Source organism: Glycomyces sp. NPDC049804, from assembly GCF_040674615.1.
Lineage (GTDB): Bacteria > Actinomycetota > Actinomycetes > Mycobacteriales > Micromonosporaceae > Glycomyces > Glycomyces niveus.
This window is the reverse complement of sequence record NZ_JBFAMQ010000001.1, coordinates 283693-306510: the sequence shown is the minus strand read 5'-3', so window position 1 is coordinate 306510 and position 22818 is coordinate 283693. Positions and strand designations below refer to the sequence as shown.

Annotated in this window: 24 protein-coding genes; 5 read left to right on the top strand and 19 right to left on the bottom strand. The window is 68.8% G+C overall.

Annotated elements, in window-relative coordinates; genetic code table 11:
* Window positions 1-41 precede the first annotated feature (41 nt).
* The 14 genes from atpB to argS form a co-directional block, all read right to left on the bottom strand.
* Window positions 42-854 carry a F0F1 ATP synthase subunit A gene (gene atpB, locus AB0K52_RS01435; RefSeq protein WP_208495319.1) on the bottom strand — a complete coding sequence of 271 codons (813 nt, stop codon included), beginning with the start codon at window positions 852-854 and terminating at the stop codon, window positions 42-44.
* Window positions 855-887: 33 nt separating this feature from the next.
* Window positions 888-1106, bottom strand: a complete 219-nt coding sequence (locus AB0K52_RS01430; protein WP_208495320.1) for an AtpZ/AtpI family protein — start codon at window positions 1104-1106, stop codon at window positions 888-890.
* Window positions 1107-1233: 127 nt separating this feature from the next.
* Entirely contained in the window at window positions 1234-1635 is a 402-nt protein-coding gene (locus tag AB0K52_RS01425) for a hypothetical protein (RefSeq protein ID WP_363524514.1), read from the bottom strand.
* Window positions 1635-2183 (bottom strand): phosphotyrosine protein phosphatase, encoded by a 549-nt coding sequence (locus AB0K52_RS01420; RefSeq protein WP_363524511.1) that lies wholly within the window; start codon window positions 2181-2183, stop codon window positions 1635-1637. The genes AB0K52_RS01425 and AB0K52_RS01420 overlap by 1 nt, the downstream gene beginning before the upstream one ends.
* Window positions 2180-2926, bottom strand: a complete 747-nt coding sequence (locus tag AB0K52_RS01415; protein WP_363524508.1) for an L-threonylcarbamoyladenylate synthase — start codon at window positions 2924-2926, stop codon at window positions 2180-2182. The genes AB0K52_RS01420 and AB0K52_RS01415 overlap by 4 nt, the downstream gene beginning before the upstream one ends.
* Window positions 2923-3741 (bottom strand): peptide chain release factor N(5)-glutamine methyltransferase, encoded by an 819-nt coding sequence (gene prmC, locus AB0K52_RS01410; protein ID WP_363524505.1) that lies wholly within the window; start codon window positions 3739-3741, stop codon window positions 2923-2925. Before prmC ends, AB0K52_RS01415 begins: the two co-directional genes overlap by 4 nt.
* Before the next feature lie 38 nt (window positions 3742-3779).
* Window positions 3780-4865: a peptide chain release factor 1 gene (prfA, locus tag AB0K52_RS01405; protein ID WP_208495324.1), complete on the bottom strand. Its 1086-nt coding sequence runs from the start codon at window positions 4863-4865 to the stop codon at window positions 3780-3782.
* Between the two features lie 92 nt (window positions 4866-4957).
* Window positions 4958-5191: a 50S ribosomal protein L31 gene (gene rpmE / locus AB0K52_RS01400; protein WP_208495325.1), complete on the bottom strand. Its 234-nt coding sequence runs from the start codon at window positions 5189-5191 to the stop codon at window positions 4958-4960.
* A 196-nt stretch (window positions 5192-5387) separates the two neighbouring features.
* Complete coding sequence (gene rho / locus AB0K52_RS01395) at window positions 5388-7334, bottom strand: transcription termination factor Rho (protein WP_363524500.1); 1947 nt, start codon at window positions 7332-7334, stop codon at window positions 5388-5390.
* Between the two features lie 574 nt (window positions 7335-7908).
* On the bottom strand, window positions 7909-8811 hold the full coding sequence (gene thrB / locus AB0K52_RS01390; protein ID WP_363524497.1) for a homoserine kinase: 903 nt from the start codon (window positions 8809-8811) through the stop codon (window positions 7909-7911).
* Window positions 8812-9867, bottom strand: a complete 1056-nt coding sequence (gene thrC, locus AB0K52_RS01385) for a threonine synthase (protein ID WP_363525025.1) — start codon at window positions 9865-9867, stop codon at window positions 8812-8814.
* A 21-nt stretch (window positions 9868-9888) separates the two neighbouring features.
* On the bottom strand, window positions 9889-11166 hold the full coding sequence (locus AB0K52_RS01380; RefSeq protein WP_208495327.1) for a homoserine dehydrogenase: 1278 nt from the start codon (window positions 11164-11166) through the stop codon (window positions 9889-9891).
* A 35-nt stretch (window positions 11167-11201) separates the two neighbouring features.
* Window positions 11202-12605 carry a diaminopimelate decarboxylase gene (gene lysA, locus AB0K52_RS01375; protein WP_363524494.1) on the bottom strand — a complete coding sequence of 468 codons (1404 nt, stop codon included), beginning with the start codon at window positions 12603-12605 and terminating at the stop codon, window positions 11202-11204.
* Window positions 12605-14254, bottom strand: coding sequence for an arginine--tRNA ligase (argS, locus tag AB0K52_RS01370; protein WP_363524492.1), 1650 nt, complete (start codon window positions 14252-14254; stop codon window positions 12605-12607). The genes lysA and argS overlap by 1 nt, the downstream gene beginning before the upstream one ends.
* A 104-nt stretch (window positions 14255-14358) precedes the next feature.
* Here argS and AB0K52_RS01365 point away from each other — a divergent pair, with 104 nt between their 5' ends.
* The 5 genes from AB0K52_RS01365 to AB0K52_RS01345 all read left to right on the top strand — a co-directional run bounded on the left by AB0K52_RS01365 (window position 14359) and on the right by AB0K52_RS01345 (window position 17920).
* Entirely contained in the window at window positions 14359-15051 is a 693-nt protein-coding gene (locus tag AB0K52_RS01365) for a DUF3105 domain-containing protein (RefSeq protein WP_363524489.1), read from the top strand.
* A gap of 152 nt (window positions 15052-15203) precedes the next feature.
* Window positions 15204-16052 carry a DUF3105 domain-containing protein gene (locus tag AB0K52_RS01360; protein WP_363524486.1) on the top strand — a complete coding sequence of 283 codons (849 nt, stop codon included), beginning with the start codon at window positions 15204-15206 and terminating at the stop codon, window positions 16050-16052.
* A gap of 89 nt (window positions 16053-16141) precedes the next feature.
* Window positions 16142-16762, top strand: coding sequence for a DUF305 domain-containing protein (locus AB0K52_RS01355; RefSeq protein ID WP_363524483.1), 621 nt, complete (start codon window positions 16142-16144; stop codon window positions 16760-16762).
* Window positions 16763-16772: 10 nt separating this feature from the next.
* The gene (locus tag AB0K52_RS01350) at window positions 16773-17519 is read left to right on the top strand and encodes a hypothetical protein (RefSeq protein WP_363524481.1); all 747 of its coding nucleotides are present in this window, start codon (window positions 16773-16775) and stop codon (window positions 17517-17519) included.
* Window positions 17520-17575: 56 nt separating this feature from the next.
* The gene (locus AB0K52_RS01345; protein WP_363524478.1) at window positions 17576-17920 is read left to right on the top strand and encodes an MmcQ/YjbR family DNA-binding protein; all 345 of its coding nucleotides are present in this window, start codon (window positions 17576-17578) and stop codon (window positions 17918-17920) included.
* Between the two features lie 49 nt (window positions 17921-17969).
* On the opposite strand, the gene AB0K52_RS01340 is transcribed toward AB0K52_RS01345, so the two are convergent.
* From AB0K52_RS01340 to AB0K52_RS01320, 5 genes are all read right to left on the bottom strand, one after another.
* Window positions 17970-18845, bottom strand: a complete 876-nt coding sequence (locus AB0K52_RS01340) for a hypothetical protein (RefSeq protein WP_363524475.1) — start codon at window positions 18843-18845, stop codon at window positions 17970-17972.
* Window positions 18846-18991: 146 nt separating this feature from the next.
* Window positions 18992-20269: a sulfate adenylyltransferase subunit CysN gene (gene cysN / locus AB0K52_RS01335; protein ID WP_208495336.1), complete on the bottom strand. Its 1278-nt coding sequence runs from the start codon at window positions 20267-20269 to the stop codon at window positions 18992-18994.
* Window positions 20269-21180 (bottom strand): sulfate adenylyltransferase subunit CysD, encoded by a 912-nt coding sequence (gene cysD / locus AB0K52_RS01330; protein ID WP_363525022.1) that lies wholly within the window; start codon window positions 21178-21180, stop codon window positions 20269-20271. The genes cysN and cysD overlap by 1 nt, the downstream gene beginning before the upstream one ends.
* A 67-nt stretch (window positions 21181-21247) precedes the next feature.
* Window positions 21248-22072 carry a 3'(2'),5'-bisphosphate nucleotidase CysQ gene (locus tag AB0K52_RS01325; RefSeq protein WP_363524472.1) on the bottom strand — a complete coding sequence of 275 codons (825 nt, stop codon included), beginning with the start codon at window positions 22070-22072 and terminating at the stop codon, window positions 21248-21250.
* A 107-nt stretch (window positions 22073-22179) separates the two neighbouring features.
* On the bottom strand, window positions 22180-22719 hold the full coding sequence (locus tag AB0K52_RS01320; protein ID WP_363524470.1) for a hypothetical protein: 540 nt from the start codon (window positions 22717-22719) through the stop codon (window positions 22180-22182).
* Window positions 22720-22818: the final 99 nt, after the last annotated feature.

The window sequence follows — 22818 nt, the reverse complement described above, 5'->3', positions numbered from 1 at the left end:
CTCGCGAGCTTCGCCGTGGCCGGCGGAAGCTCGGGGAGCGTCTAGTGCTCGTCCGCGAGGGACCCCTGGATGTACATGCCCGTCAGCAGGGTGAACACGTAGGCCTGCAGCAGGATGACGATGAGCTCGAAGAAGGTCATCGCGATGCCCATGGCGAACGAGAAGACCGACAGGCCCTGCACGAAGATGTTGCTCGCGTTGAGCATCTCGAAGCCGCCAAGGATGAACACCAGCAGGATGAGGTGGCCGGCGAACATGTTCGCGAAGAGCCGCAGTGCCAGAGTGACCGGTCGCAGGATGATGTTCTGCAGGAACTCGATCGGAATCAGCAGCGGGTAGATGAACCAGGGGGCCCCCGGGGGCACGCAGGTCATCTTGAGGAAGCCGATGAAGCCGTGCTTCTTGAAGCCGACGAACATGTAGATCGCCCAGGAGAGCACGCCGAGCATCAGCGGGAACGCGATGTGCGAGTTCGGGGAGATCTGGATGCCGGGCACGATGGCCCAGAAGTTCATGACGAGGATGAAGAGGAAGAGCGTCGCGAGGTAGGGCGCGAATCGCACGCCTTCCTTCTTGCCCATCTGGTCGATGGCGACGGTGTTCCGGATGAAGCCATAGGCGGATTCGGCGATCCACTGCTTCTTGGTCGGCACGATCTGGGGCTTGCGGTACGCCCACAGGAAGAAGACGATCAAGACCGCCACAGAGGCCCACACCGCGAAGGTGATGGTGGTGAACATGTGAGCGAGGGCGGTGTCGCTGAGCCCGGTGAACCAGTCACGGAAGTCAAAGTTGTGAAGGCCGGGCGGAAAGTGGGAGTCCCCTTCGGCCAGCACGGTGGCTGAGTCGGTCACGCGAGTCACGCCTCTCAGTCAGTGTCGGTCAAGTTACGGCGACATCTGCTTGATCAGCAGGTAGATCCCTGCTGCAGCACCGACAAGCATCCCTACCAGGAGCCCGACTTTGGGCAGTTCGAGCCAAAGGTCGACCAGGTATCCGAGACCACCCCAGAAGATGAGCCCGGACAGCAGATATCCCAGCGCGCGCCAGCCCATGTCCGAACCGTCCGGCTGGGGCTTGCGATCGGGGGGTTCCATGTCGGCCATGTCGAGCTGAACTCTAACAGCTACTACACAGGAACTGCCCAGCGGGTTCGCTGAGATGAGCGCCATCCGTGCAGAGTTGTCAACCTCTAAGAAACACCGCGTGTCGCGTGGAGGCGTCAAGAATTCGTCAAGATCGCGAATCGAGCTCGATATAGGGGATTTTGGCCTTGTAGGCCCAGACGACCTGGGTGGCGAGCCAGGCGACGGCGCCGCCGATCACTCCGTAGGCGAAGGGCAGCAGGGCGTCGGGCACGGCCGTTCTGACGATCGAGAGGATCGTCAGGACCAGCGCCAGTTTGACCGAATAAGTGATCAACGCCATAGGCAGAGTGAGACGCAGGTCAAAGGTCTCCGCCAGTGCGACCGCCGCCGCAGAACCCGCGAAACCCAAGGCGGCCAAGGCTACTCCTGCCGGAGCGGCCCACGCGCCGGTGCCTCCGGCTGTGATCCCGCCGACGACCACGGCGAGGACCGCCGCGATTCCCGCGGCGAAGAGGCACGGCTTCAAGAAGCCCTTGACCTTGCCCATCAGCGCGCTTCCAACGCGGCCGCGACGGGCTTCAGCGCCGCCTCGAGCTGGTCGGCGATCTGCGAATAGACCTCCTGGCGCATCCCCCAGGGGTCGGCGAGGTCGATCTCCTCGTAGTCGCCGCGCCGGGCGTCGGCCGCGTCGACGAGCGCCTTGCCGCGCACGGCGATGTCGCCGTCGGGCAGGGTCGCGGCGAGGTCGGCGGCCATCGGCCCGAACGAGCGTACGAGGAAGGTCTTGCCGGAAGCCTCGGGGAACCGCTCGGCGATGTAGTCGAGGTGCCCGGTCGTGGCCACGAGGATGAGGTCCGAGGCCTCCACGTGCTCGCGCAGGAGGTGCCTCGCGCGGTGGCCGTCGGGGTCGAAGCCGCGCGACTCGAGCTCGGTCATCGCGTTGTTCTGCATGTTCTCGCCCTCGTGGTAGGCCGAGATGCCCGCGCCGTGGTTGTACACGTCCTCGCCGGTGAGCCCGGCGAGGACGCGCTCGGACATGGGCGACCGGCAGATGTTGCCGGTGCACACGTGCAGCACGGTGAAGAGCGAGGTCACTCGTCGGCCTTCGCTTCGGCGGACTCCGCGGCGGCTTCGGCCGGCTCGGCCTCGTCCGCTTCGGGCTCGTCGTCTTCCGGTCCTTGGCCGGGGCCGTAGCCGTCGCGGTCGAGGGTCTCGGGCACGATCTTGCGGATCTGCTCGAGACTCAGCGCGCCCAGACGCAGGATCTGCGGCGGGTGGGCCACGCAGTCGATGATCGTCGACGGCTCGTTGTCCTCGCTCGGGCCGGCCTCCAGGTACACGGAGACGTCGGAGCCGAGCTGCGCCTTCGCGTCGCCGGCGGTCTCGGCCGGCGGCTGGCCGGTCTTGTTCGCCGAGGACACGGCCATCGGGCCGGTCTCCTTGAGCAGTTCGAGCGCGAGCGGGTGCAGCGGCATGCGCACCGCGACCGTGCCGTCCGTGTCACCGAGGTCCCAGGTCAGGGACGGGGTGTACGGCACGACGATGGTCAGCGGCCCGGGCCAGAACGCCTCGATGAGCTCCTTGGCGGAGTCCGGGATGTCGGAGGCGATCCCGTCGAGCGCCCGCTTCGAGCCGATGAGGACCGGCGGCGCCATGTCGCGCCCGCGGCCTTTGGCGGCGAGCAGCGCCTTGACGGCCGTGGGATTGAACGCGTCGCAGCCGATGCCGTAGACGGTGTCGGTGGGAATGACGACGAGCCGACCGCCGGTCACGGCCCTGGCCGCGGACTTCAATCCGGTCGCGCGGTCCTTGATCTTCCTGCAATTGAACAGCCTCACGGCGACAAGCCTAGCCTTCCCGTCGCGAACCTCGGGCGGCCCGCCAGGTCGTCGTGGTCCTCGGTCTCGGTGAACCCGCTGACACCCAGGATCGCCGGCGCGGCCTTCCCGTGCGTGTCGTCGTGCTCGAAGCCGAACCAGCCCCCGGGCTTGAGCCAGCCCGCCGCGCGCACGGCGAGCGGCTGGATCACGGCCAGGCCCGCTTCGTCGGCGTAGACCGCGCCGGACGGGTCGAAGTCGACCTCGGGCGCGACCTCGATCTCGAACGGGACGTACGGCGGGTTCGCGGTGACGAGGTCCACGGTCCCGTCGAGTTCGGCGAGCGTCCCGGCGGCGGTCGCGTCGGCCAGGACCGGGGTTGCACCGGTGCCCTCGAGGTTCGATTCGAGCCATTCGAAGGCGTCGGGGTCGATCTCGACGGCCCACACCGTCGCGTCGGGCCGCTCGGTCGCGATCGCGTGCGCGACCGCCCCGGAGCCGGAGCAGGCGTCGATCACGATGCCGCCCTTCGGCAGGTGCGCGAGCGCCCAGTCCACGAGCAGTTCGGTCTCGGGCCGGGGCACGAACACCCCCGGCCCGACCGCGAGCTCGCCGTAGCGGAACGCGGCCGAACCGGTCAGGTGCTGCAGCGGCTCGCGGGTGCAGCGTCTCTCAACGAGACCGGCGAATACGAGCCCCTGGGCGAAAGTCGGTCGGTCGGCGATCAGCAATTGGCTTCGCCTCAGCCCCGCCACATGAGCGGCGAGCAGTTCAGCATCCACGCGAGGCGAAGGGACTCCTGCCGCGGCAAGCAACGCCGCCGCCTCTGCGATCATCTCCGGCCATGGTTTGACAGGCGGCTGCTCCGTCGGCATTACTCGGAGCCGCGGGCCATGCGCTCGGCGCGGTCGGCGGCGGCGAGGGCGTCCAGGACCTCGTCGAGCGCGCCGTCCATGACCTGGTCGAGGTTGTAGGCGGTGAAGCCGACCCGGTGGTCGGTGAGCCGGTTCTGCGGGAAGTTGTAGGTGCGGATGCGCTCGGAGCGGTCCGCGGTGCGCACCTGGGAGAGGCGGGCGGCGCCGGCCGCGGCGGCGGCCTCCTCCTGCTGCTTCGCGAGGAGCCGGGCGCGGAGCACCTTGATCGCGGCTTCCTTGTTCTGCAGCTGGCTCTTCTCGTTCTGGCTGGTCACGACCACGCCCGTGGGCACGTGCGTGAGGCGCACCGCGGAGTCGGTGGTGTTGACCGACTGGCCGCCGGGGCCGGAGGAGCGGTAGACGTCGACCCGCACGTCGTTCATGTTCAGCTCGAAGTCGACCTCTTCGGCCTCGGGCATGACCACGACCGCCGCGGCGGAGGTGTGCACCCGGCCCTGCGACTCGGTCACGGGCACGCGCTGCACGCGGTGCACGCCGCCCTCGAACTTCATGCGCGACCACACGCCGTTGCCGCCCTCGGGCGTGCCCTTGGTGCGCACGGCGATCGAGGAGTCCTTGATGCCGCCGAGGTCGGTGGGCACCATCTCGAGGGTCTCGACGGCCCAGCCCAGGCGCTCGAAGTACCGCAGGTACATGCGCATGAGGTCCCCGGCGAACAGGCCGGACTCCTCGCCGCCCGCGCCCGCCTTGATCTCGATGATCACGTCCTTGGCGTCGTCGGGGTCGCGCGGGACCAGCAGCTCGGCGAGTTTCGACTCGAGCTCGGGGATGCGCTTGCGGATGCTCTCGGCCTCGTCCGCGAAGTCGGAGTCCTCCTTCGCCAGCTCCTCGGCGGTCTCGAGGTCCTCTTTCGCGGTCGCGATGTCCTCGGCGGTCTTCGCGATCGGCGAGAGCTCGGCGTAGCGGCGCCCGACCCGCCGCGCCTGGGCCTGGTCGGCGTGCAGGGCGGGGTCGCCCATCTGGACTTCCAGGTCGCGGAATTCGGCGAGGAGCGATTCCAGGCGGTTGTCGGCAGCGGTCGTCATTGCGGTTCCTTAAAGAGAGCAGTGCCAGAGGACATTCAAGTACGAAAAAACGCAGCGCCCGCGTCAAAGGACACGAGCGCTGCGCGGCAAAGCTACTTGGCGGCCTGAGCAGCCTTCTCCTGGGTCTTGGCGTAGCGGGCCTTGAACTTGGCCACGCGACCGCCGGTGTCGAGGATGCGCTGCTTGCCGGTGTAGAACGGGTGGCACTTGTTGCAGGTCGCAGCCTGGATCTTGCCACTGGCGACCGTCGACCGGGTGGTGAACGCGTTCCCGCAGGAGCAGGTCACCTCGGTGACGACGTACTGAGGGTGGATCCCGTCTTTCATGACTTCCCTTTCATGGCGGCCGCCGGGTCGGCCGCCGCAGCGGCCGTGAACCGGAACCGGTAAGGCCCCGAGGGGCTCATTCTGGACTTCGGGCGGGCTCGCAAGCTCGCCCTGGTGGATGCGCGACCTGCGCACCAGCTCTCCATAGTAAGGCGTGAGGCCGCTCTCAACCAGAGCAGCCTCACGTCTTGCACACTTACTCGCCGGGCGTGTTCTTGACGATCTGCATCAGGAACTCGGCGTTCGTCTGCGTCTTCTTCAACCGGTCGATCAGCAGGTCGATCGCCTGCTGCGGGTCCAGCGAGGACAGGACCCGGCGGAGCTTCAGCATGACCGCCTGCTCCTCGGGGCTCATCATGAGCTCGTCCTTGCGGGTACTCGACTGGTGGACGTCGATCGCGGGCCACGTGCGCTTCTCGGCGATCTTGCGGTCGAGCTTGAGCTCGGCGTTGCCCGTGCCCTTGAACTCCTCGAAGATCACCGTGTCGCCCATGGAGCCGGTCTCGACCAGCGCCGTGCCGATGATGGTCAGCGACCCGCCGTGCTCGATGTTCCGCGCCGCGCCCAGGAAGCGCTTCGGCGGGTAGAGCGCGGTGGAGTCGATACCACCGGACAGGATGCGACCCGACGCGGGCGACGAGTTGTTGTACGCGCGGCCCAGGCGGGTGATCGAGTCGAGCAGCACGACCACGTCGTGGCCGAGTTCGACCAGGCGCTTGGCGCGCTCGATCGCGAGCTCGGCGACCGTGGTGTGGTCCGACGGCGGACGGTCGAAGGTCGAGGCGATGACCTCGCCCTTCACCGAGCGCTGCATGTCGGTGACCTCTTCGGGCCGCTCGTCCGCGAGGACCACCATGAGGTGGCACTCGGGGTTGTTCGTGGTGATCGCGTTGGCGATCGCCTGCAGCACCATCGTCTTGCCGGCCTTGGGCGGGGAGACGATGAGGGCGCGCTGGCCCTTGCCGATCGGGGCCACCAGGTCGATGACGCGGGTGGTGATCGCGTTCGGCTCGGTCTCCAGGCGCAGGCGCTCCTGCGGGTACAGCGGCGTGAGCTTGTAGAACTCGTCGCGCTTCTTCGCGTCGTCGGGGCTCATCCCGTTGACGGTGTCGAGGCGCACGAGCGGGTTGTACTTCTCGCGGCGCTGCTGCTGCTTGCCGCCCTGGCCGTTCGGCTCCTCGCCGCCGCGGCTGGGCTTGACGGCGCCGGTGATGGCGTCGCCGCGGCGCAGGCGGTACTTGCGGACCTGCGACATCGAGACGTACACGTCGTCCGGGCCGGCGAGGTAGCCGGTGGTGCGGATGAACGCGTAGTTGTCGAGGATGTCGAGGATGCCCGCGACGGGAACGAGCTGCTCGTCGTTCTGCTGCGGCTGGCGGTCGCGCTGCTCGGCCTCGTCGCGTCCGCCGCGCTGGCGGCGGTCGGAGCGGTCGCGGCGCTTGCGGCGGCGGCCGTCGCCGTCGCCGTCACGGGGGCCGCGGTCGTCGTAGCCGTCGTCCTCGCGGCGCTCGCGGGTCTCGGTGCGGGCCTCGGACTGCTCGGCGCGCTCCTGGCGGTCTTCGCGGCGGCCGTTCTCGCGGCCGCCGTCACGGCCGGCTTCGCGGTTGTCGCGCCCGTTCTCACGGGAGCGGCGGCGGCGCTGCGGGCGGTCCTCTTCGGACTCGATCACGGCGACGCCGGACGACTGGGCTTCGGACTCAACGGCTTCGGTCTGACGCTCTTCGCGGCGGCGCGGCTGCGGCGGGCCGGCCGGGCGGGTCGCCCGGCGGGCGGCGGTGCCGCCCTTGGCCTCTGCACTCTCGGAGCCGGCGCCGGCGGGCGCGGCGTCGACAGTGGTCGACGGGGCCTCGGCGTTGGGCGTTTGGTCAGAGTCAGGCACTGGCGGGGCCTCCTTTTCCGCGCTGGCACCGCCGGGCTGCGAGCCCGCATCCTGCCGTTCCTGGATGGCGGCGATCAGCTCGCTCTTGCGCATCCGGCCAACGCCGGTGATGCCGAGCGATTGCGCCATCTGCTGGAGCTCGGGCATCAGCATAGAGGCCAGACCGGTTCCTGCCCGACGGCGCTTCTTGGTCTCCGGAAGCTCTTCCGAAGCCGAAGCCGCATCGCTCATCCGGTCCGACGTCGTGCCGGTGGTGTCGCTCAATGGATTCCTTCCCTGGCGGAACTTCGAAGTGGATTCGAGGAGTTTCCGCGTCTTTCAAATAGCCGCAATGCCGATGTTCTGGTCTGCGTCTCGCCATCGCTTCGGCCGCTTTCGGCCATGCTGCGGCCTCGGCGGTTGGAAGACGACGGTTGACACTGGGTGCAACACCCCTGGGCTGTCCGCTGAGCAGACGGTCCTGATCGTGGTGAACAGCCTCTGGGCCTGCGACTGGACGGCTTGCGTCGAATGATCGTGCACGGTGTGAGACACGTGATTGCGATCTCCGCTGATTGCGATCCTCGCCTTTGCGATCCGATCCGGGCGGAGGCCCGGCGCCACAAGCGGACAGCGACTGTTCCTTGGTCGAAACCGTGCCATGCCACGCTGGAGCTATGCAAAGTCACAAATCCATGGTTGAGGGTGATGACCCAAACAAGAGATCAGGCGTGCGCTGGATGCGCCGCAGCTGTTGTGACTACAAGCATAAGCAAGGCTTCGAGCAGTCACGACACCGGGTGGTCGTCTAACTGGAATGGTAGCGCACTCTCGCCATTCCCGACAACGGACCCGAGGATCACTCGTTCGGGGAGGTCGCGACCTGTACCGCCCCGTCGGCGACTTCCAGGCGCATCGCCTCGAAGCCCGCGGGGACTTCGGGGACGCGCGCGTCGTCGACCGTCAGGGCGAGCACGGTCGGACCCGCACCGGAGATCGCCGCGGCGATGCCGGCGGAGCGCAGCGCCCTCAGCAGATGCGTGCTCTCCGGCATTCCCTTGGCCCGGTACGACTGGTGGAGCCGGTCGTCCGTGGCCTCGAACAGCCGGGAGGGGTGGTGGGTGATCGCGGCGGCGAGCAGCGCGGACCGGGAGAGGTTGAAGACCGCGTCGGTGTGCGGGACCTTCTCGGGCAGCGCGGCGCGGGCGACCGCGGTCAGGCCCTTGGACTGCGGCACGAACGCCCACGGGTGGACGCGCGGCGACGGGTCGAGGCTGATCGCCTTCGCACCGTCCTCAGTGGTGTAGGCGATGGTGAAGCCGCCGAGGAGGCACGGGGCCACGTTGTCCGGGTGGCCCTCGATCTCGCTGGCGAGGACCAACTTCTGCGTGCGGGTCATGCCGGCGCCGGCGAGCGCGTCGGCGAGCATGATGCCCGCGACGATCGCCGCCGAGGAGGAACCGAGCCCGCGGGCGTGCGGGATCCGGTTGCGACACTTGATCTTCAGGCCGGGGGCCGAGAGGCCGAGGTGCTTGAAGGTGCGCAGCATCGTGGCGGCGACGAGGTGGCGCTCGTCGAGGGGCACGGTGCCCTCGCCTTCGCCCTGGACTTCGACGGCGATCGCGGTGCCGCTGGTGGCCTCGGCCGTGACCTCGTCGCAGAGGTCGAGCGCGAGGCCCAGCGAGTCGAAGCCGGGGCCGAGGTTGGCTGAGGTGGCCGGGACGCGCACGGTGGCGCGGGGCCCAGTTGCGAAGGCCTCCAACTACAGCCCCAGCGCGGTGGCGGTCTTGGCCACGTCGACCGGGACGGTCTGCGGCTGCGGCGCGGTGGAGACCGCCCAGTCGGGGTCCTTGAGCCCGTTGCCGGTCACGGTGCAGACGATCGTCTGTCCCTTCTCGACCCAACCGGCCTCGGCCTGCTTGAGCAGGCCCGCCACCGAAGCGGCGGAGCCGAGTTCCACGAAGACGCCTTCGTTGCGGGCGAGCAGCATGTACGCGGCGTGGATCTCCCGGTCGGTGACGGCGATGATCTTGCCGCCCGACTCCTTCTCGGCGTCCAGGGCCTTGGTCCAGGACGCGGGGTTGCCGATGCGGATCGCGGTGGCGATCGTCTGCGGGTGCTCCACGACGTGGCCCTCGACGATCGGCGCGGCGCCCGCGGCCTGCACGCCGAGCATGCGGGGGCGCTTGGTGGCGTTGCCGTCCTCGGCGTCCTCGGTGTAGCCCATCCAGTAGGCGCTGATGTTCCCGGCGTTGCCGACCGGCAGCACGTGGAGGTCCGGGGCGTCGCCGAGGACCTGCACGATCTCGAACGCGGCGGTCTTCTGGCCCTGGAGGCGCACCGGGTTGATCGAGTTGACGAGCGCCACCGGGTAGTCCTGCGAGAGCTTGTCCGCGACCATGAGGCAGTCGTCGAAGTTGCCCTCGAGCTGGATGAGCTTCGCGCCGTGGACCAGGGCCTGCGCGAGCTTGCCCAGGGCGATCTTCCCGGCCGGGACGAGCACGGCGCAGGTGATCCCGGCGCGCGCGGCGTACGCGGCCGCCGAAGCGGAGGTGTTGCCGGTCGAGGCGCAGATGACGGCCTTCGCGCCGTCCTCGACGGCCTTCGAGACCGCGAGCGTCATGCCGCGGTCCTTGAACGAACCGGTCGGGTTGAGGCCTTCGACCTTGAGGAAGACGTCGCAGCCGGTCTTCGCGGAGAGGACCGGGGCGGGCAGCAGAGGGGTGCCGCCCTCTTGCAGGGTGACGACGGGGGTGGCGTCGGTGACCGGCAGCCGGTCGCGGAATTCCTCGATGAGGCCGCGCCACCCCGGGCGCATGCTCGATGCGGACATCGGGTCCTATTCTCCTTCGACGCGCATGACCGAGGCGACTTGGTGCACCGAGGTCAGTTGCGACAGTTCCTCCACGGTGTCCGACAACTGCTTGTCGGCGGCCGTGTGGGTGACGACCACGAGCCGGGCCTCATCGCCCTGGCCGGATTGATGGACGGTGGCCAGGCTGACGCCGTGGTGGGCGAAGGTGGCCGCCACGCGGGCGAGCACGCCGGGCTCGTCGACCACGTCGAGGCTGACGTGGTACCGGGTGCGGGCCTCGCCGATGGGTTTCACCGGGAGGTCCTGGTAGGCGGCCTCGGGCGGGAACGCGGTCATCCCGCCCCGCTTGTTGCGCGCCACGGCCACGATATCGCCGAGCACGGCCGAGGCGGTCTCGGTGCCGCCCGCTCCCGCTCCGTAGAACATGAGGCGGCCGGCGGACTCGGCCTCGACGAACACGGCGTTGTACGCGCCGTTGACGTTCGCGAGCGGGTGCGTCGCCGGGATCATCGCCGGGTGGACGCGCACGGACACGCCGTCGGCCTCCCGGGTGGCGATGCAGAGGGGCTTGACGACCCGTCCCTGGGCGGCGGCGGACGCGATGTCGGCGGCGGAGACGTCCCGGATGCCCTCGCGGTAGACGTCGCCCAGGTCGATGTGGGTGTGGAACGCGAGTGAGGCGATGAGCGCGGCCTTCGCGGCGGCGTCGTAGTTGTCGACGTCGGCGGTCGGGTCGGCCTCGGCGTAGCCGAGCTCGGTGGCCTCCCCCAGGGCCTCCTCGAACGCGGCGCCGGTCTGCGTCATCTGGCTGAGGATGTAGTTCGTGGTGCCGTTGACGATGCCGAGCACGCGGTTGATCGTGTCGCCGTGCAGCGACTCGCGCAGCGGGCGCATCAGCGGGATCGCGGCCGCGGCGGCGGCCTCGTAGTACAGGTCCGCGCCGCCGGCCTTCGCGGCGGCCGACAGGGCCGGGCCGTCCTCGGCGAGCAGGGCCTTGTTCGCGGTCACGACCGACTTGCCCTCGGCCAGCGCGGTGGTGATCCAGGTGCGGGCGGGCTCGATGCCGCCGGCGACCTCGACGACGATGTCCACGTCGGGGCGTTTGACGAGGCCGAGCGCGTCGGTGGTGAACAGGTCCTTCTCGACCGGCAGGTGCGAGCGGTCGCGGTCGAGGCGGCGGACGGCGATGCCGACGATCTCGACCGGTTCCCCTACTCGGGACGCCAGCTCCTCCCCGCGCGTTCGCATGAGGCGCACGACTTCACTGCCGACGTTGCCGCATCCGAGTAGCGCGAGTTTCATCGCTGGTGTCCCTCTTCCTCTTGGTGTGGGCGTGTCTAGCCGACGTCGAGCCGTAGCAGGTCGTCGACGGTTTCACGCGCCAGGATCACACGCGCCTCGCCGTTCCGGACGGCGACGACCGGGGGGCGGGGCACGTGGTTGTAGTTCGAGCCCATGGAGCGGCAGTAGGCGCCGGTTCCAGGGACCGCGATCAGGTCGCCCGGCGCGACGTCGGCCGGGAGGAATTCATCTTTAACAACAATGTCGCCGGCTTCGCAATGCTTTCCCACTACTCGGGCGAGTGCGGGCGTGGCGCCGGACGAGCGGGAGGCGAGCGTCGCTGAGTAGGTGGCGTCGTAGAGGGCGGTGCGGATGTTGTCGCTGATGCCGCCGTCGACGGAGACGTAGAGGCGGGCGGCGTCTCCCGCGAGGGTGACGGGCTTGACGGTGCCGACCTCGTAGAGGGTGAACATGGCGGGGCCGATGAGGCTGCGCCCGGGCTCGATGGAGAGGCGCGGGACGTCGATGCCGGCGGCGGCGCACTCCTCGTCGACGATCTTGCGCAGGGACGCGGCGATGTCGGCGGGCGCCTGCGGGTCGTCCTGGCTGGTGTAGGCCATGCCGAAGCCGCCGCCGAGGTCCATCTCGGGGATGGAGACGCCGAAGTCGTCCTGGAGCTTCGCGTGGAGGCGGGCGACGCGGGCGGCGGAGATCTCGAACGCGGCGGTGTCGAAGATCTGGGAGCCGATGTGCGAGTGCAGGCCGAGGAGGTCGAGGTGCGCGGCGTTGATGACGCGGCTCGCGGCCTCGTAGGCGGCGCCTCCGGCGAGGGAGAAGCCGAACTTCTGGTCCTCGTGGGCGGTGGCGATGAACTCGTGCGTGTGCGCTTCGACGCCGACGTTGACGCGGACCATGACGTTGGCGCGCGTGCCCAGTTCGGCGGCGATCGCTTCGAGGCGCTCGATCTCGGTGAAGGAGTCGGCGACGATGCGGCCGAGGCCGAGTTCGACGGCCTGGCGCAGTTCGGCGAGCGACTTGTTGTTGCCGTGGAGGCCGAGCTTGGCCGGTTCGAGCCCGGCGGCCAGCGCGACGGCGAGTTCGCCGGCGGTGCAGACGTCGACGAAGAGGCCTTCTTCGGCGGCGGCGCGGAGCACGGCCTTGGAGCAGAAGGCCTTGGAGGCGTAGAAGACGTCGGCGCCTTCGAAGGCCTCGGTCCAGGCGCGGCAGCGGGCGCGGAAGTCGTCTTCGTCGAAGACGTACGCGGGCGTGCCGAACTCAGCGGCGAGCTTCTCGACGGAGAGGCCGCCGATGTGGAGGACGCCGTCGTCGGCGCGTTCGACGTTCGCGGCCCACAGCTGCGGCATGAGCGTGTTGACGTCGTCGGGCACGCCGAGCCAGCCGGGGCGCAGCGCGGAGTAATCGAAGTCGCCGTGCAGTGCGCCGGCTTCGTGGGTCCGCATTACATCCGCTCCGGGGCGGAGACGCCGAGCAGGCCGAGGGCGTTGGCGAGGACGACGCGGGTGGCGTCGACGACCCAGAGGCGGGCCTGGTTGACCGGGGTGGTCTCCTCGTCGGGGAACGGCAGGACGCGGCAGTCGTGCTGGAACCGGTGGTAGGCGGCGGCCAGCTCTTCGGCGTACCGGGCGACCCGGTGGGGCTCGCGCAGCTCGGCGGCGGTCGCGACAACGGCCGGGAACTCGGCGAGGGCCTTGAGCAGGTCGGACTCGCGCGGGTGGCTCAGGAGCGAGGCGTCGTAGCCCTCGCCCTTCTCGACGCCGCGCTCGGCGGCGTTGCGGAGCACGCCGGAGGTTCGGGCGTGCGCGTACTGCACGTAGTAGACCGGGTTCTCGTTGCCGTGCTTGGTCCACAGGTCGATGTCGAGGTCGATCGTCGAGTCGGCGGAGTAGCGGGTGAGCGCGTACCGGGCGGCGTCGACGCCGACGGCCTCGACCACGTCATTGAGGGTGATCATGTTCCCGGCCCGCTTGGAGAGCCGGATCGGCTCGCCGTTCTTGAGCAGGTTGACGAACTGGCCGATCAGGATCTCGAGGGTGCCCGGCTCGTCGCCGAACGCCTGGCTGATGGCCTGCATGCGGCCGACGTAGCCGTGGTGGTCGGCGCCGAGCATGAGCACGAGCTTCTCGAAGCCGCGCTCGCGCTTGTCGAGGTAGTAGGCGCAGTCGGCGGCGAAGTAGGTCCAGCCGCCCTTGGAGTTCTTGAGGACCCGGTCCTTGTCGTCGCCGAAGTCGGTGGTGCGCAGCCACAGTGCGCCATCGGCTTCGAAGACGTGGCCGAGCTCGGTCAGCCGCTCGACGGCCTTCTCGAGTTCGCCCCGGTCGTGCAGGTCCTTCTCGCTGAAGAACACGTCGAAGTGAGTGCCGAAGTCGGCCAGGGTGCCCTTGATCTCCTCGAGCATCAGCTCGAGGCCGACGGTCCGGAAGACATCGAGCGGGTTCTCGGCGTCGAGCGCGTCGGGCCGCCGCTTGAGGACGTCGGCCGCGATGTCGTCGATGTACGCGCCGACGTAGCCGTTCTCCGGGGTCGGCTCGCCCTTGGCGCGGGCCAGGAGGGACCCGGCGAAGTGCTCGACCTGCGCGCCCGCGTCGTTGACGTAGTACTCGGCGGTGAGCTTCGCGCCGGAGGCGCGCATGACCCGGGCGAGCGAGTCGCCCATGGCGGCCCACCGGGTCCCGCCGGCGTGGATCGGGCCGGTCGGGTTGGCGGACACGAACTCGAGGTTGGCGTAGACGCCGTCCATGGAGTTGTTGGTGCCGAAGGAGTCGCCCGCGGCGACGATCTTCCCGGCGATCTCGCCCGCGGCGGCCGCGTCGAGGGTGATGTTGAGGAAGCCGGGGCCGGCGATGTCGACCTTGGCGACGCCTTCGGTCGCGGCCAGGAGCTCGGCGATCTTCTCGGCGAGCGCGCGCGGGTTCGTGCCGGCCTTCTTGGCGGTCTGCAGCGCGATGTTGGAGGCGTAGTCGCCGTGCTTGGGGTCCCTGGGTCGCTCCACCGCCGTCTGGGCGGGCAGTACGGCGGCGTCCAGGCCCAGGGCCTCGAACGCGGTGCGCGTAGCGGACAGCACTTTCTCTGCGAGCGTCTCAGGAGTCACCCGGTAATCGTAGACGCCGCCCTTCCGCGCCCGCGAGTGATAAACCCCCTTGTGGCCTGCACGGGTAGGTTGCTTCTGTGCAACCACGACGGAAGGCTTCGAACATGCGCCCGCCTCAGTACCGCTGGACCGCCCTCGCCGCCGCCCTCGCGCTCAGCGCGCTGGCCGGATGCACCCTCGACCAGGGCGGGGACGCGGGCGACGGCTCCGCGGCCGAGCAGACGACCGCCGCCGGGCCGGGCGAACTCGAAGGGGTGGAGAGCTTCTACGGCGAGTACGGCGACTACGTCGGCGTGATGACGGCGATCCAGGACGGGAAGACCACGGCCGAGGATCTGGAGTTCCCGTTCGTGGCGCAGCAGGAGCACGTGGACACCCTGAACACCTGGGACGGCCAGAACCCGGTGTACGACCTGCAGCCGCCGGCGGGCGGGAACCACCTCTCGGTGTGGCAGACGTGCAACGGCTCGGTGTACGACGGCCCGGTCGTCGACGGGAACGCGGTCCACTCGATGGAGCACGGCGCGGTGTGGCTCACCTATGACCCCGACCTCGTCGAGCCGGCCGATGTGGAGGCGCTGGCGCTGCTGATCAGCGCCCGCGACTACTCCCTGATGAGCCCGTACCCGGGTCAGGGGGTGGCGGTGTCGCTCCAGTCGTGGGGGAACCGGTACCAGACCGAGGACCCGTCCGATCCGAGGATCAGCGAGTACCTGGACGTGTACGTCCTGAACGAGCGGTTCAACCCTGAGCCGAACGCGACCTGCTCCGGCGGTGTGACGACGACCGCGCCTTAGGCGGGTCGCCGGAAGTCGGTTCGGGGCGCGCTCTAAGGGAGTGCCCTGGGCCGACCGGGTAAGGTGGCGTACGCGAGTGGACTTCACACCGGGCCCTCCCCGGCTCCGCTCCGGCTCATCCCGAACTCGACGAATAAGGCTCTCCCCGCGATATGGCATCGAAGAAGCAGACCGCCAGCAAGGGCTCCGGCAAGAGCACCGGCAAAGGCGCAGTCGTTGAAAAAGGCCCGGCCGCCAAGAAGGACGCAGCCAAGGGCGACACCAAGGGCGGCCTGAGCAAGTCCTCGGCGCCCGCGAACGCCCGCCGCGGCCGCGCCGTGCAGGTCAAGCAGCCGAAGCCGTGGGGCCTGATCTGGACCTTCACCGGCGTCGGCGTCGTCGCCCTCGGCCTCATCGGGGCCGCGGTGTTCGTCGTCTGGGATCGCAGCCAGCCGCCGGAAGGGGTCACCGACTTCTACGGCGAGTACAAGAACTACTCCGAGGTCACCGCTGCGCTTCAGGACGGCGACATCAAGGAGGAGGACCTCGAGAACCCGTGGGTCGTCCAGCAGACCCACATCGACGGCGAGGACCCCATGGCGGTCCCCGAGTACGAGATCACCCCGCCCGCGGGCGGCAACCACCTCAGCCAGTGGCAGACGTGCACCGGCTCGGTGTACGACGCGCCGATCATGGACGGCAACGCCGTCCACTCCCTCGAGCACGGCGCGGTGTGGCTCACCTACGACCCGGCGCTGGTCGACGGCGACGGCATCGAGGTGCTCGCCAAGAAGGTCGAGGGCCGCGACTTCTCCCTCATGAGCCCCTACCCGGAGATGGGCGTGGCGGTCTCGGTGCAGGCGTGGGGCGTCCAGTACAAGACGGACGACATCAACGACCCGAAGATCGACGAGTTCATGGACTTCTACATCCAGAACGCCGACAACGCGGCCGAGCCGGGCGCCCAGTGCGCCAACGGTCTGACCACGACCACGGCCGACCAGCAGATGCCGACCGGCTGACGGACGCGAACCTTTCGGGGCGACGCTCGTTAGGCAAGTAGGACGCGGGCGCTCTTATTCGGGGAGCGCCCGCCAAGAGAGGAACACGAATGAGCCGCTTGTGGCGGAGGCCTGCACTGCTGATCGCGATCACCGCGGTCCTCATGCTGACCGCAGGACTCGCGGTCGGCTGGGTGGCGGGCACCTCCGCCCCCGGCAACGACTCCGTCGAGGCCGGATTCGCGCGCGACATGCAGACGCACCACCAGCAAGCCGTCGAGATGGCCATGTACGAGTGGGCGAACGGCTCTGACACGGCGATGCGGACGATCGCGTACGACATCGCCACCACGCAGTCCACCGAGATCGGCATGTACCGGACGTGGCTGCGCGACTGGGGCGTCGAGCTCTCCAGCGGCGAGCCGATGGCGTGGGCGGGCGACGAGCACGCCCACGACAGCGCCGAGACCGGCGGGCTCATGCCGGGCATGGCCACCGACGAGCAGATGGAGGAGTTCAAGTCCCTCACCGGGGCCGAAGCCGACGTCATGTTCGCGGACCTCATGATCGCCCACCACGTCGGCGGCGTCGACATGGCCCGGGCCGCGCTCGATCGCACCGACAACGAACTGGTCGAGACCGCCGCGCGGCGCACGATCAGCAACCAGCAGTCCGAGATCGAGAATCTCGAGAACCACCGCGACAACATCCTGAACGCCGTCGAAGAGTAGGAATGCGGCTGTGAGCGACCAGTGGGGGCCTCGATACGGCGACCCGTCGCACCCGACCACGGGGGAACTCCCCCGCGTCGGCGACGGCCGCACCGACGAGCAGCGCACGATCCAGGTCGACACGGTCGCCGACCCGCCGCCGCGCCAGGAATCGCGCTCGCGCTACCGCTACAGCTGGGAGACCTCGGCATCCCAGGAACCCGAGCCCGAAAGCCGCTTCTCCGAACCGTCGTCCTCCTACGGTTCAGGCCAAGACTTCACCTCGCACAGCCCTTCCCAGCCCCGCGAGCAGTCGGCCCCGCGCCCTGAAACGGGCTTCAGCAACTGGTCGGTCCCCCGGGTCGGCCGCGAGAGCTCGGCGTCCGGCCTCACCGGCGAGCACTCCCGCCCGAGCCTGAGCGGCTACCGCCCGGGCGACACCGCCCAGTTCGCCCGCGTCGGCGACGGCGTCCGCGGCTCGGTCGGCCCCGTCTCCGTCCAGGTCGACCACGTCCGCGTCGACAACGGCGTCAACGGCGACACGCAGCTCCTCGACACGTCCAACTTCCGGCGCCCCCAGCCCGAGGAAATCCCGCCCGCCGAGCAGGCCCCCCAGCCCGAACCGGGCACCGGCTCCCTGCCCGCCATGCGCCACCAGGTCATCCCCGACTGGACCCAGACCCCGCTGCGCCTCCTCGCCGCCGCGGTCGTCGCCACCGCGGTCCTCGGCGCCTCCGCCGCGACCCTCATCTCGATCGGCAACTGGATCAACCCCTGATCCACCCCTCCGTGTCACACCCGTGCGGGACCATGGTGGTGACGAGAGGAGTCCTGATGCCGACCTGGGACGACGTAGTGGCCATCGCGAAACGCCTCCCCGAAGTCGAGGAGACGACCAGCTGGCAGACCCCCTCGCTCAAAGTCAAGGGCCGCTTCTTCGCCCGCCTCCGCACCGAGGCCGAAGGCGGCCTCGCCCTCGTCTGCGACCCCAGCGAGAAAGCCGCCCTCCTCGCCTCCGCCGACCCCGCCTTCTACACCACGCCCCACTACGACGGCTACGCCATGATCCTCATCCACCTCGACCGCATCGACGAACCCCGCCTCACCGACCTCATCGAAGACGCCTGGCTGATCAAAGCCCCCGTCGGACTCCGCAAGACCTACGAGCGGCGGCAGTGAAAAAGGGGCCGACCGCAGCTGCGGTCGGCCCCAAGGCCAAAGGTGCTCGTCAGCCGAAGATCTCCTCCGCGGAGGAGGCACTGAAGGCACTGGTGAACCAGCGGTCCGCCTGCTCCGGATCGGTGCAGGCGAGAATGCGCTCCCGTACGGCCTCAGAGACCTCGATACCACGGAGCTCGAACATCTCGAGTACGGCTTCGGCTTTGCCGCGCGCCATGCCGCGCGCTTCGCCTCGTGCCTCGCCCTTGAGTTCCAACCTGCCTGCAGGGCTCTCGAGGTACTCCCGGTAGGTCATGCTCATGTAGTCCTCCAAGACGTCGCATGCTTCGGTCGATAGAAGTTGCAGCGCCCATCCAGCATACTGCTGCCGGTCCGGCTCGGAAAGCTCGATGAGCCTCCGGCCGAGCCGGTGGGCGACGCGTTCGGCCTGCGGTCCGCCGCAGGCCGCCTTGAGAATCAGGATCTCCACCGTTTCCTTGGAGTGGTCCTCGTCGATCTCCAGAAGATCCTCCGGGTTGATGACATCAGGAAGCAGGGTGAAGCCGGGCGGTCCGATTTCGATCGCCCTCCGCGCCCAGTCCGCCGTTGCCGCGTCGGTGCAGATCGCGAGCAGCCGCACCGGGCACCGGAGACGGGCCCGGAGGATCGTCACGTACATCGGCCAGCTGAAATGCTTCCGATCGTCCTTGCCGCGCTGGACTTCGATGATGACGGCGAAGACCGGTACCCCGGCCTCGTTGCGGAACACGGTCGCGTTGTCGCAGTTGAGTTCGAGCGGGTCGTTGTTGGTGAGCGCCTCCGATTCGGGCAATACGCTGGCGTACGCGGGGATCGCAGCGCCGAGTGTCTTGACGAGCAGTTCTGCCGCGAGTTCCGGGCGGGCCTGGAACAGGCGGATGGGGACCTCATGTGAATGGGTGACCATGACATGAAACGTTATTGGAGCGCAGCGCGCGATTCATGCATTGACTCTGCTACACGCAAGTGAAGCTGAGTGACCGTCGTCATGATCGGAGCAAAGGAATCGGGGCCGACCGCAGATGCGGTCGGCCCCGATTTCGCTTGCGGCGCTTAGACGATGATGCCGGCGCCCACGGTGCGGTTGTCGGATTCGTCGATGATGATGAAGCCGCCGGTGGCGCGGTTGCGGCGGTAGTCGTCGCACAGGAGCGGCTTGGTCGTGCGAAGCGTGACGCGGCCGATCTCGTTGAGCTTCAGCTCGGTCGCGGCCTCGTCGCGGTGGAGCGTGTTGACGTCGAGCTGATACTGCACGTCCTTGACGATCGCGCGCACGTCGGCGGTGGTGTGCTTGATGGCGTACTTGCCGCGCAGCTTCAGCGGCCGCGACTCGTCCATCCAGCAGACCATCGCCTCGATGTCCTGCGAGACGCGGGCCTGGTTGCCGGGGCGGCAGAGCATGTCGCCGCGGGAGACGTCCAGCTCGTCCTCGAGGCGCACGGTGACGCTCAAGGGCGGGAAGGCCTCTTCGAGCGGGCCGTCGGCCGTCTCGATCGAGGCGATGCGGGACGTGAAGCCGCTCGGCAGCACCATGACCTCGTCGCCGGGCTTCATGACGCCGGAGGCGACCTGGCCGGCGTAGCCGCGGAAGTCGTGGTTGTCGTTGGAGTGCGGCCGGATCACGTGCTGGACCGGGAAGCGCACGTCCACGAGGTTGCGGTCCGAGGCGATGTGCACCTTCTCCAGATGGTGGAGCAGGCTCGGGCCCTGGAACCAGGGCATGTTCTCGGAGCGGTTGACCACGTTGTCGCCCTTGAGGGCCGAGATCGGGATGACCGTCAGGTCCGGCACCTCGAGCTTGGTGGCGAACGCCTTGAACTCGTTCTCGATCTTCTTGAAGACGGCCTCGTCGTAGTCCACGAGGTCCATCTTGTTGACGCACAGGACCATGTGCGGCACGCGCAGCAGCGAGCACAGGAACGCGTGGCGGCGCGACTGCTCCACGAGGCCCTTGCGGGCGTCGACCAGGATCAGCGCGAGGTCGGCGGTCGAGGCGCCGGTGACCATGTTGCGCGTGTACTGGATGTGGCCGGGGGTGTCCGCGATGATGAACTTGCGCTCGGGCGTGGAGAAGTACCGGTACGCGACATCGATCGTGATGCCCTGCTCGCGCTCGGAGCGCAGCCCGTCGGTGAGCAGGGCGAGGTCGGTGTACTCGTCGCCGCGGCCGGCGCTGACGGCCTCGACGGCGTCCCACTGGTCGTCGAAGAGCGCCTTCGAGTCGAACAGGAGGCGGCCGATGAGGGTCGACTTGCCGTCGTCCACCGAACCGGCCGTGGCGAAGCGCAGCAGCTCGTGCGTGTCCTCGCGGGAGGTCAGGGTGTCCGTCATTAGAAGTAGCCTTCCCGTTTCCGGTCTTCCATCGCGGCCTCGGAGGTCTTGTCGTCACCGCGGGTCGCGCCGCGCTCGGTGATGCGCGTGGCCGCGACCTCGTCGATGATCTCGTCGATCGTGGTCGCGTCCGAGCGGACGCCGGCCGTCAGTGTCGCGTCGCCGACGGTGCGGTAGCGGATCTTCTCCGAGAAGACCTCCTCGCCCTCGCGCGGCCGGATGAACTCGTTGACGGCGTAGAGCATGCCGCCGCGGTCCACGACCTCGCGCTCGGCGGCGAAGTACACGTCGGGGAGCGGGATGTCCTCGGCGCCGATGTAGCGCCAGACGTCGAGCTCGGTCCAGTTCGACAGCGGGAACACGCGGATCTGCTCGCCCGGGTGGACCCGGCCGTTGTACAGGTTCCACAGTTCGGGACGCTGGTTCTTGGGGTCCCACTGGCCGAAGTCGTCGCGGAAGGAGAACACGCGCTCCTTGGCGCGGGCCTTCTCCTCGTCGCGACGGGCGCCGCCGAAGAGGGCGTCGAACTGGTACTTCTCGGCCGCTTCCAGGAGCACGGGGGTCTGGATGCGGTTGCGGGTGCCGTCCGGCGGCTCGGTGACCATGCCCCGGTCGATCGCGTCCTGGACGGAGGCGACGAGGAGCTGGACGCCGGTCTCGGCCACGCGGCGGTCGCGGTACTCGATGACCTCGGCGAAGTTCTGGCCGGTGTCGACGTGCATGACCGGGAAGGGGATGGGTGCGGGGGCGAAGGCCTTCTGCGCCAAGTGCAGCATGACGATGGAGTCCTTGCCGCCGGAGAAGAGCAGCACGGGCCGCTGACAGGTGGCCGCGACTTCACGGAAGATGAAGATCGCCTCGGCCTCCAGCGCGGCGATGTGGCTGATGCGGTAGTCGCTCACCGGCGCAATGCTCCTCTCGGCTGACCCCGGTTCTGGGGTGTTCGGTTGTCGTAGGGTCCGGTCGGGAACCGGGTGGTCAGTTCGTCCCTTGGATGGCCTCGAGCGCGGGCCCGGCCAGGTCGGGGCGGCAGACCAGCAGGTCCGGAAGGTACGGGTCGGCATTGTTGTACCGCAGCGGGGCGCCATCGATCCGCGTGGCGTGCCAGCCGGAGGCCAGAGCCACCCCTACGGGTGCGGCGGAGTCCCATTCGAACTGCCCGCCGGCGTGCACATAAGCGTCAACTGTACCGGCGACCACGGCCATGACCTTGGCTCCGGCCGACCCCATCGGGACGAGTTCCGCCCCGAGCGCGGCGGCCACGGCCTCGGCTTCAGCCGGTGGTCTGGTGCGGGACACGGCGATCCGGGGCTTCCCCTCGCGGGGCGCGGGCACCGCGTACACCTCATCGGTGCGCAACGTCACACCCTGCGCAGGGAGCGCTACAGCCGAAGCCGTCAGCCCATGACCCCGTTCCCACAATGCGACATGCACGGCCCAGTCGTCACGACCTGCCTCGGAGTACTCGCGCGTCCCATCAAGTGGATCGATGATCCACACCCGGTCGGCGCTCAGCCGCTCGGTACCTACCCGCCCGGCCTCGCCCTTGCCCTCCTCGGAGAGCACGGCATCCCCAGGCCGCTCGGCGGCGAGGCGCCCCAGCAGGTAGTCATTGGCCCTGTTGTCCCCGGCGGCCTTGAGCGCCTTGGGGTCGGCGAAGCCCATCTCCTCCCGGAGCTTGAGCAGCAACTCCCCCGCCCCGGTCGCCAGCTCCGCCGCGAACGCGACATCACCAGGCGAAGCGGCCTCGGGCGCAGCGGTAGGAACTCCGGTCGCCGAAGCGGAGTCAGGGGCGTCATGCATGCGCGCCAGTCTACGCTGCAGCCCAACCACGCCCAAATATTGGGCCACCCGATCCCGACATGCGGAAACCCCTCGCGTTTCCAGCCCGCCCGAATCCGAGGCGCCCCTCAGGCCAGAAGACCGAGCACGGACCCGTCCTGAAACGCGATCCGGTGGTAGTCCGCCTTGACGCAGTTCGTCGGCTTCTCCTTGTGCACACCCTGGTATTGCGCGACCGACGAGGAGAACTCCACGACCGTCGAACAGGCCATCGGATAAGCGGGAAACTCCTCCTTCCCCCGCAACGTCCGCCCCAGATCCCTGAGCCCGTCCATGAACGACGGCTCCTTCAGACTCGGATCGGCAGGCACCAGCTTGAAAACGGTGAGACGCCGATCGGTGAGAACGACACCCGCCTTCGGCGAGACCAACCCATCGGCGACCTGCACGGCCAGTCCCGCCGCCAACGGGCTCTTCACAACCGCGCCCACCCTCGGCTTGCCCTCCTCCCCCGTCGGCTTACGGCGAACCTCCCGGCCGGGCACCTCGAAACTGAACGTGAACGCGTCCCTCACCGCGAACACCACGATCGACTCGCCAGACACCAAGAACCCGCCGTCCAACACAGCCGGCAAATCCCGCCCAATCTGAAAATCCCGGTACTTCATAGAGGCTCCCTCGACCCATAGTTCATCCCACCCGGCGCGATGACGACCACCGCCGACTGGAGACCACCCACAGCTGCGGGCTTTCGCTCCGCCGGTACA

What these genes read in the sequence shown, in the direction of transcription:
- AB0K52_RS01430 (WP_208495320.1), bottom strand. Translation starts at nt 1,106, where the DNA reads ATGGCCGACATGGAACCCCCCGATCGCAAGCCCCAGCCGGACGGTTCG.
- AB0K52_RS01360 (WP_363524486.1), top strand. Translation starts at nt 15,204, where the DNA reads ATGGCATCGAAGAAGCAGACCGCCAGCAAGGGCTCCGGCAAGAGCACC.
- cysN (WP_208495336.1), bottom strand. Translation starts at nt 20,269, where the DNA reads ATGACGGACACCCTGACCTCCCGCGAGGACACGCACGAGCTGCTGCGC.
- AB0K52_RS01425 (WP_363524514.1), bottom strand. Translation starts at nt 1,635, where the DNA reads ATGGGCAAGGTCAAGGGCTTCTTGAAGCCGTGCCTCTTCGCCGCGGGA.
- AB0K52_RS01325 (WP_363524472.1), bottom strand. Translation starts at nt 22,072, where the DNA reads ATGCATGACGCCCCTGACTCCGCTTCGGCGACCGGAGTTCCTACCGCT.
- prfA (WP_208495324.1), bottom strand. Translation starts at nt 4,865, where the DNA reads ATGACGACCGCTGCCGACAACCGCCTGGAATCGCTCCTCGCCGAATTC.
- AB0K52_RS01365 (WP_363524489.1), top strand. Translation starts at nt 14,359, where the DNA reads ATGCGCCCGCCTCAGTACCGCTGGACCGCCCTCGCCGCCGCCCTCGCG.
- AB0K52_RS01355 (WP_363524483.1), top strand. Translation starts at nt 16,142, where the DNA reads ATGAGCCGCTTGTGGCGGAGGCCTGCACTGCTGATCGCGATCACCGCG.
- lysA (WP_363524494.1), bottom strand. Translation starts at nt 12,605, where the DNA reads ATGCGGACCCACGAAGCCGGCGCACTGCACGGCGACTTCGATTACTCC.
- AB0K52_RS01320 (WP_363524470.1), bottom strand. Translation starts at nt 22,719, where the DNA reads ATGAAGTACCGGGATTTTCAGATTGGGCGGGATTTGCCGGCTGTGTTG.
- prmC (WP_363524505.1), bottom strand. Translation starts at nt 3,741, where the DNA reads ATGATCGCAGAGGCGGCGGCGTTGCTTGCCGCGGCAGGAGTCCCTTCG.
- AB0K52_RS01380 (WP_208495327.1), bottom strand. Translation starts at nt 11,166, where the DNA reads ATGAAACTCGCGCTACTCGGATGCGGCAACGTCGGCAGTGAAGTCGTG.
- AB0K52_RS01345 (WP_363524478.1), top strand. Translation starts at nt 17,576, where the DNA reads ATGCCGACCTGGGACGACGTAGTGGCCATCGCGAAACGCCTCCCCGAA.
- rpmE (WP_208495325.1), bottom strand. Translation starts at nt 5,191, where the DNA reads ATGAAAGACGGGATCCACCCTCAGTACGTCGTCACCGAGGTGACCTGC.
- AB0K52_RS01340 (WP_363524475.1), bottom strand. Translation starts at nt 18,845, where the DNA reads ATGGTCACCCATTCACATGAGGTCCCCATCCGCCTGTTCCAGGCCCGC.
- thrC (WP_363525025.1), bottom strand. Translation starts at nt 9,867, where the DNA reads ATGCGCCCGGGGTGGCGCGGCCTCATCGAGGAATTCCGCGACCGGCTG.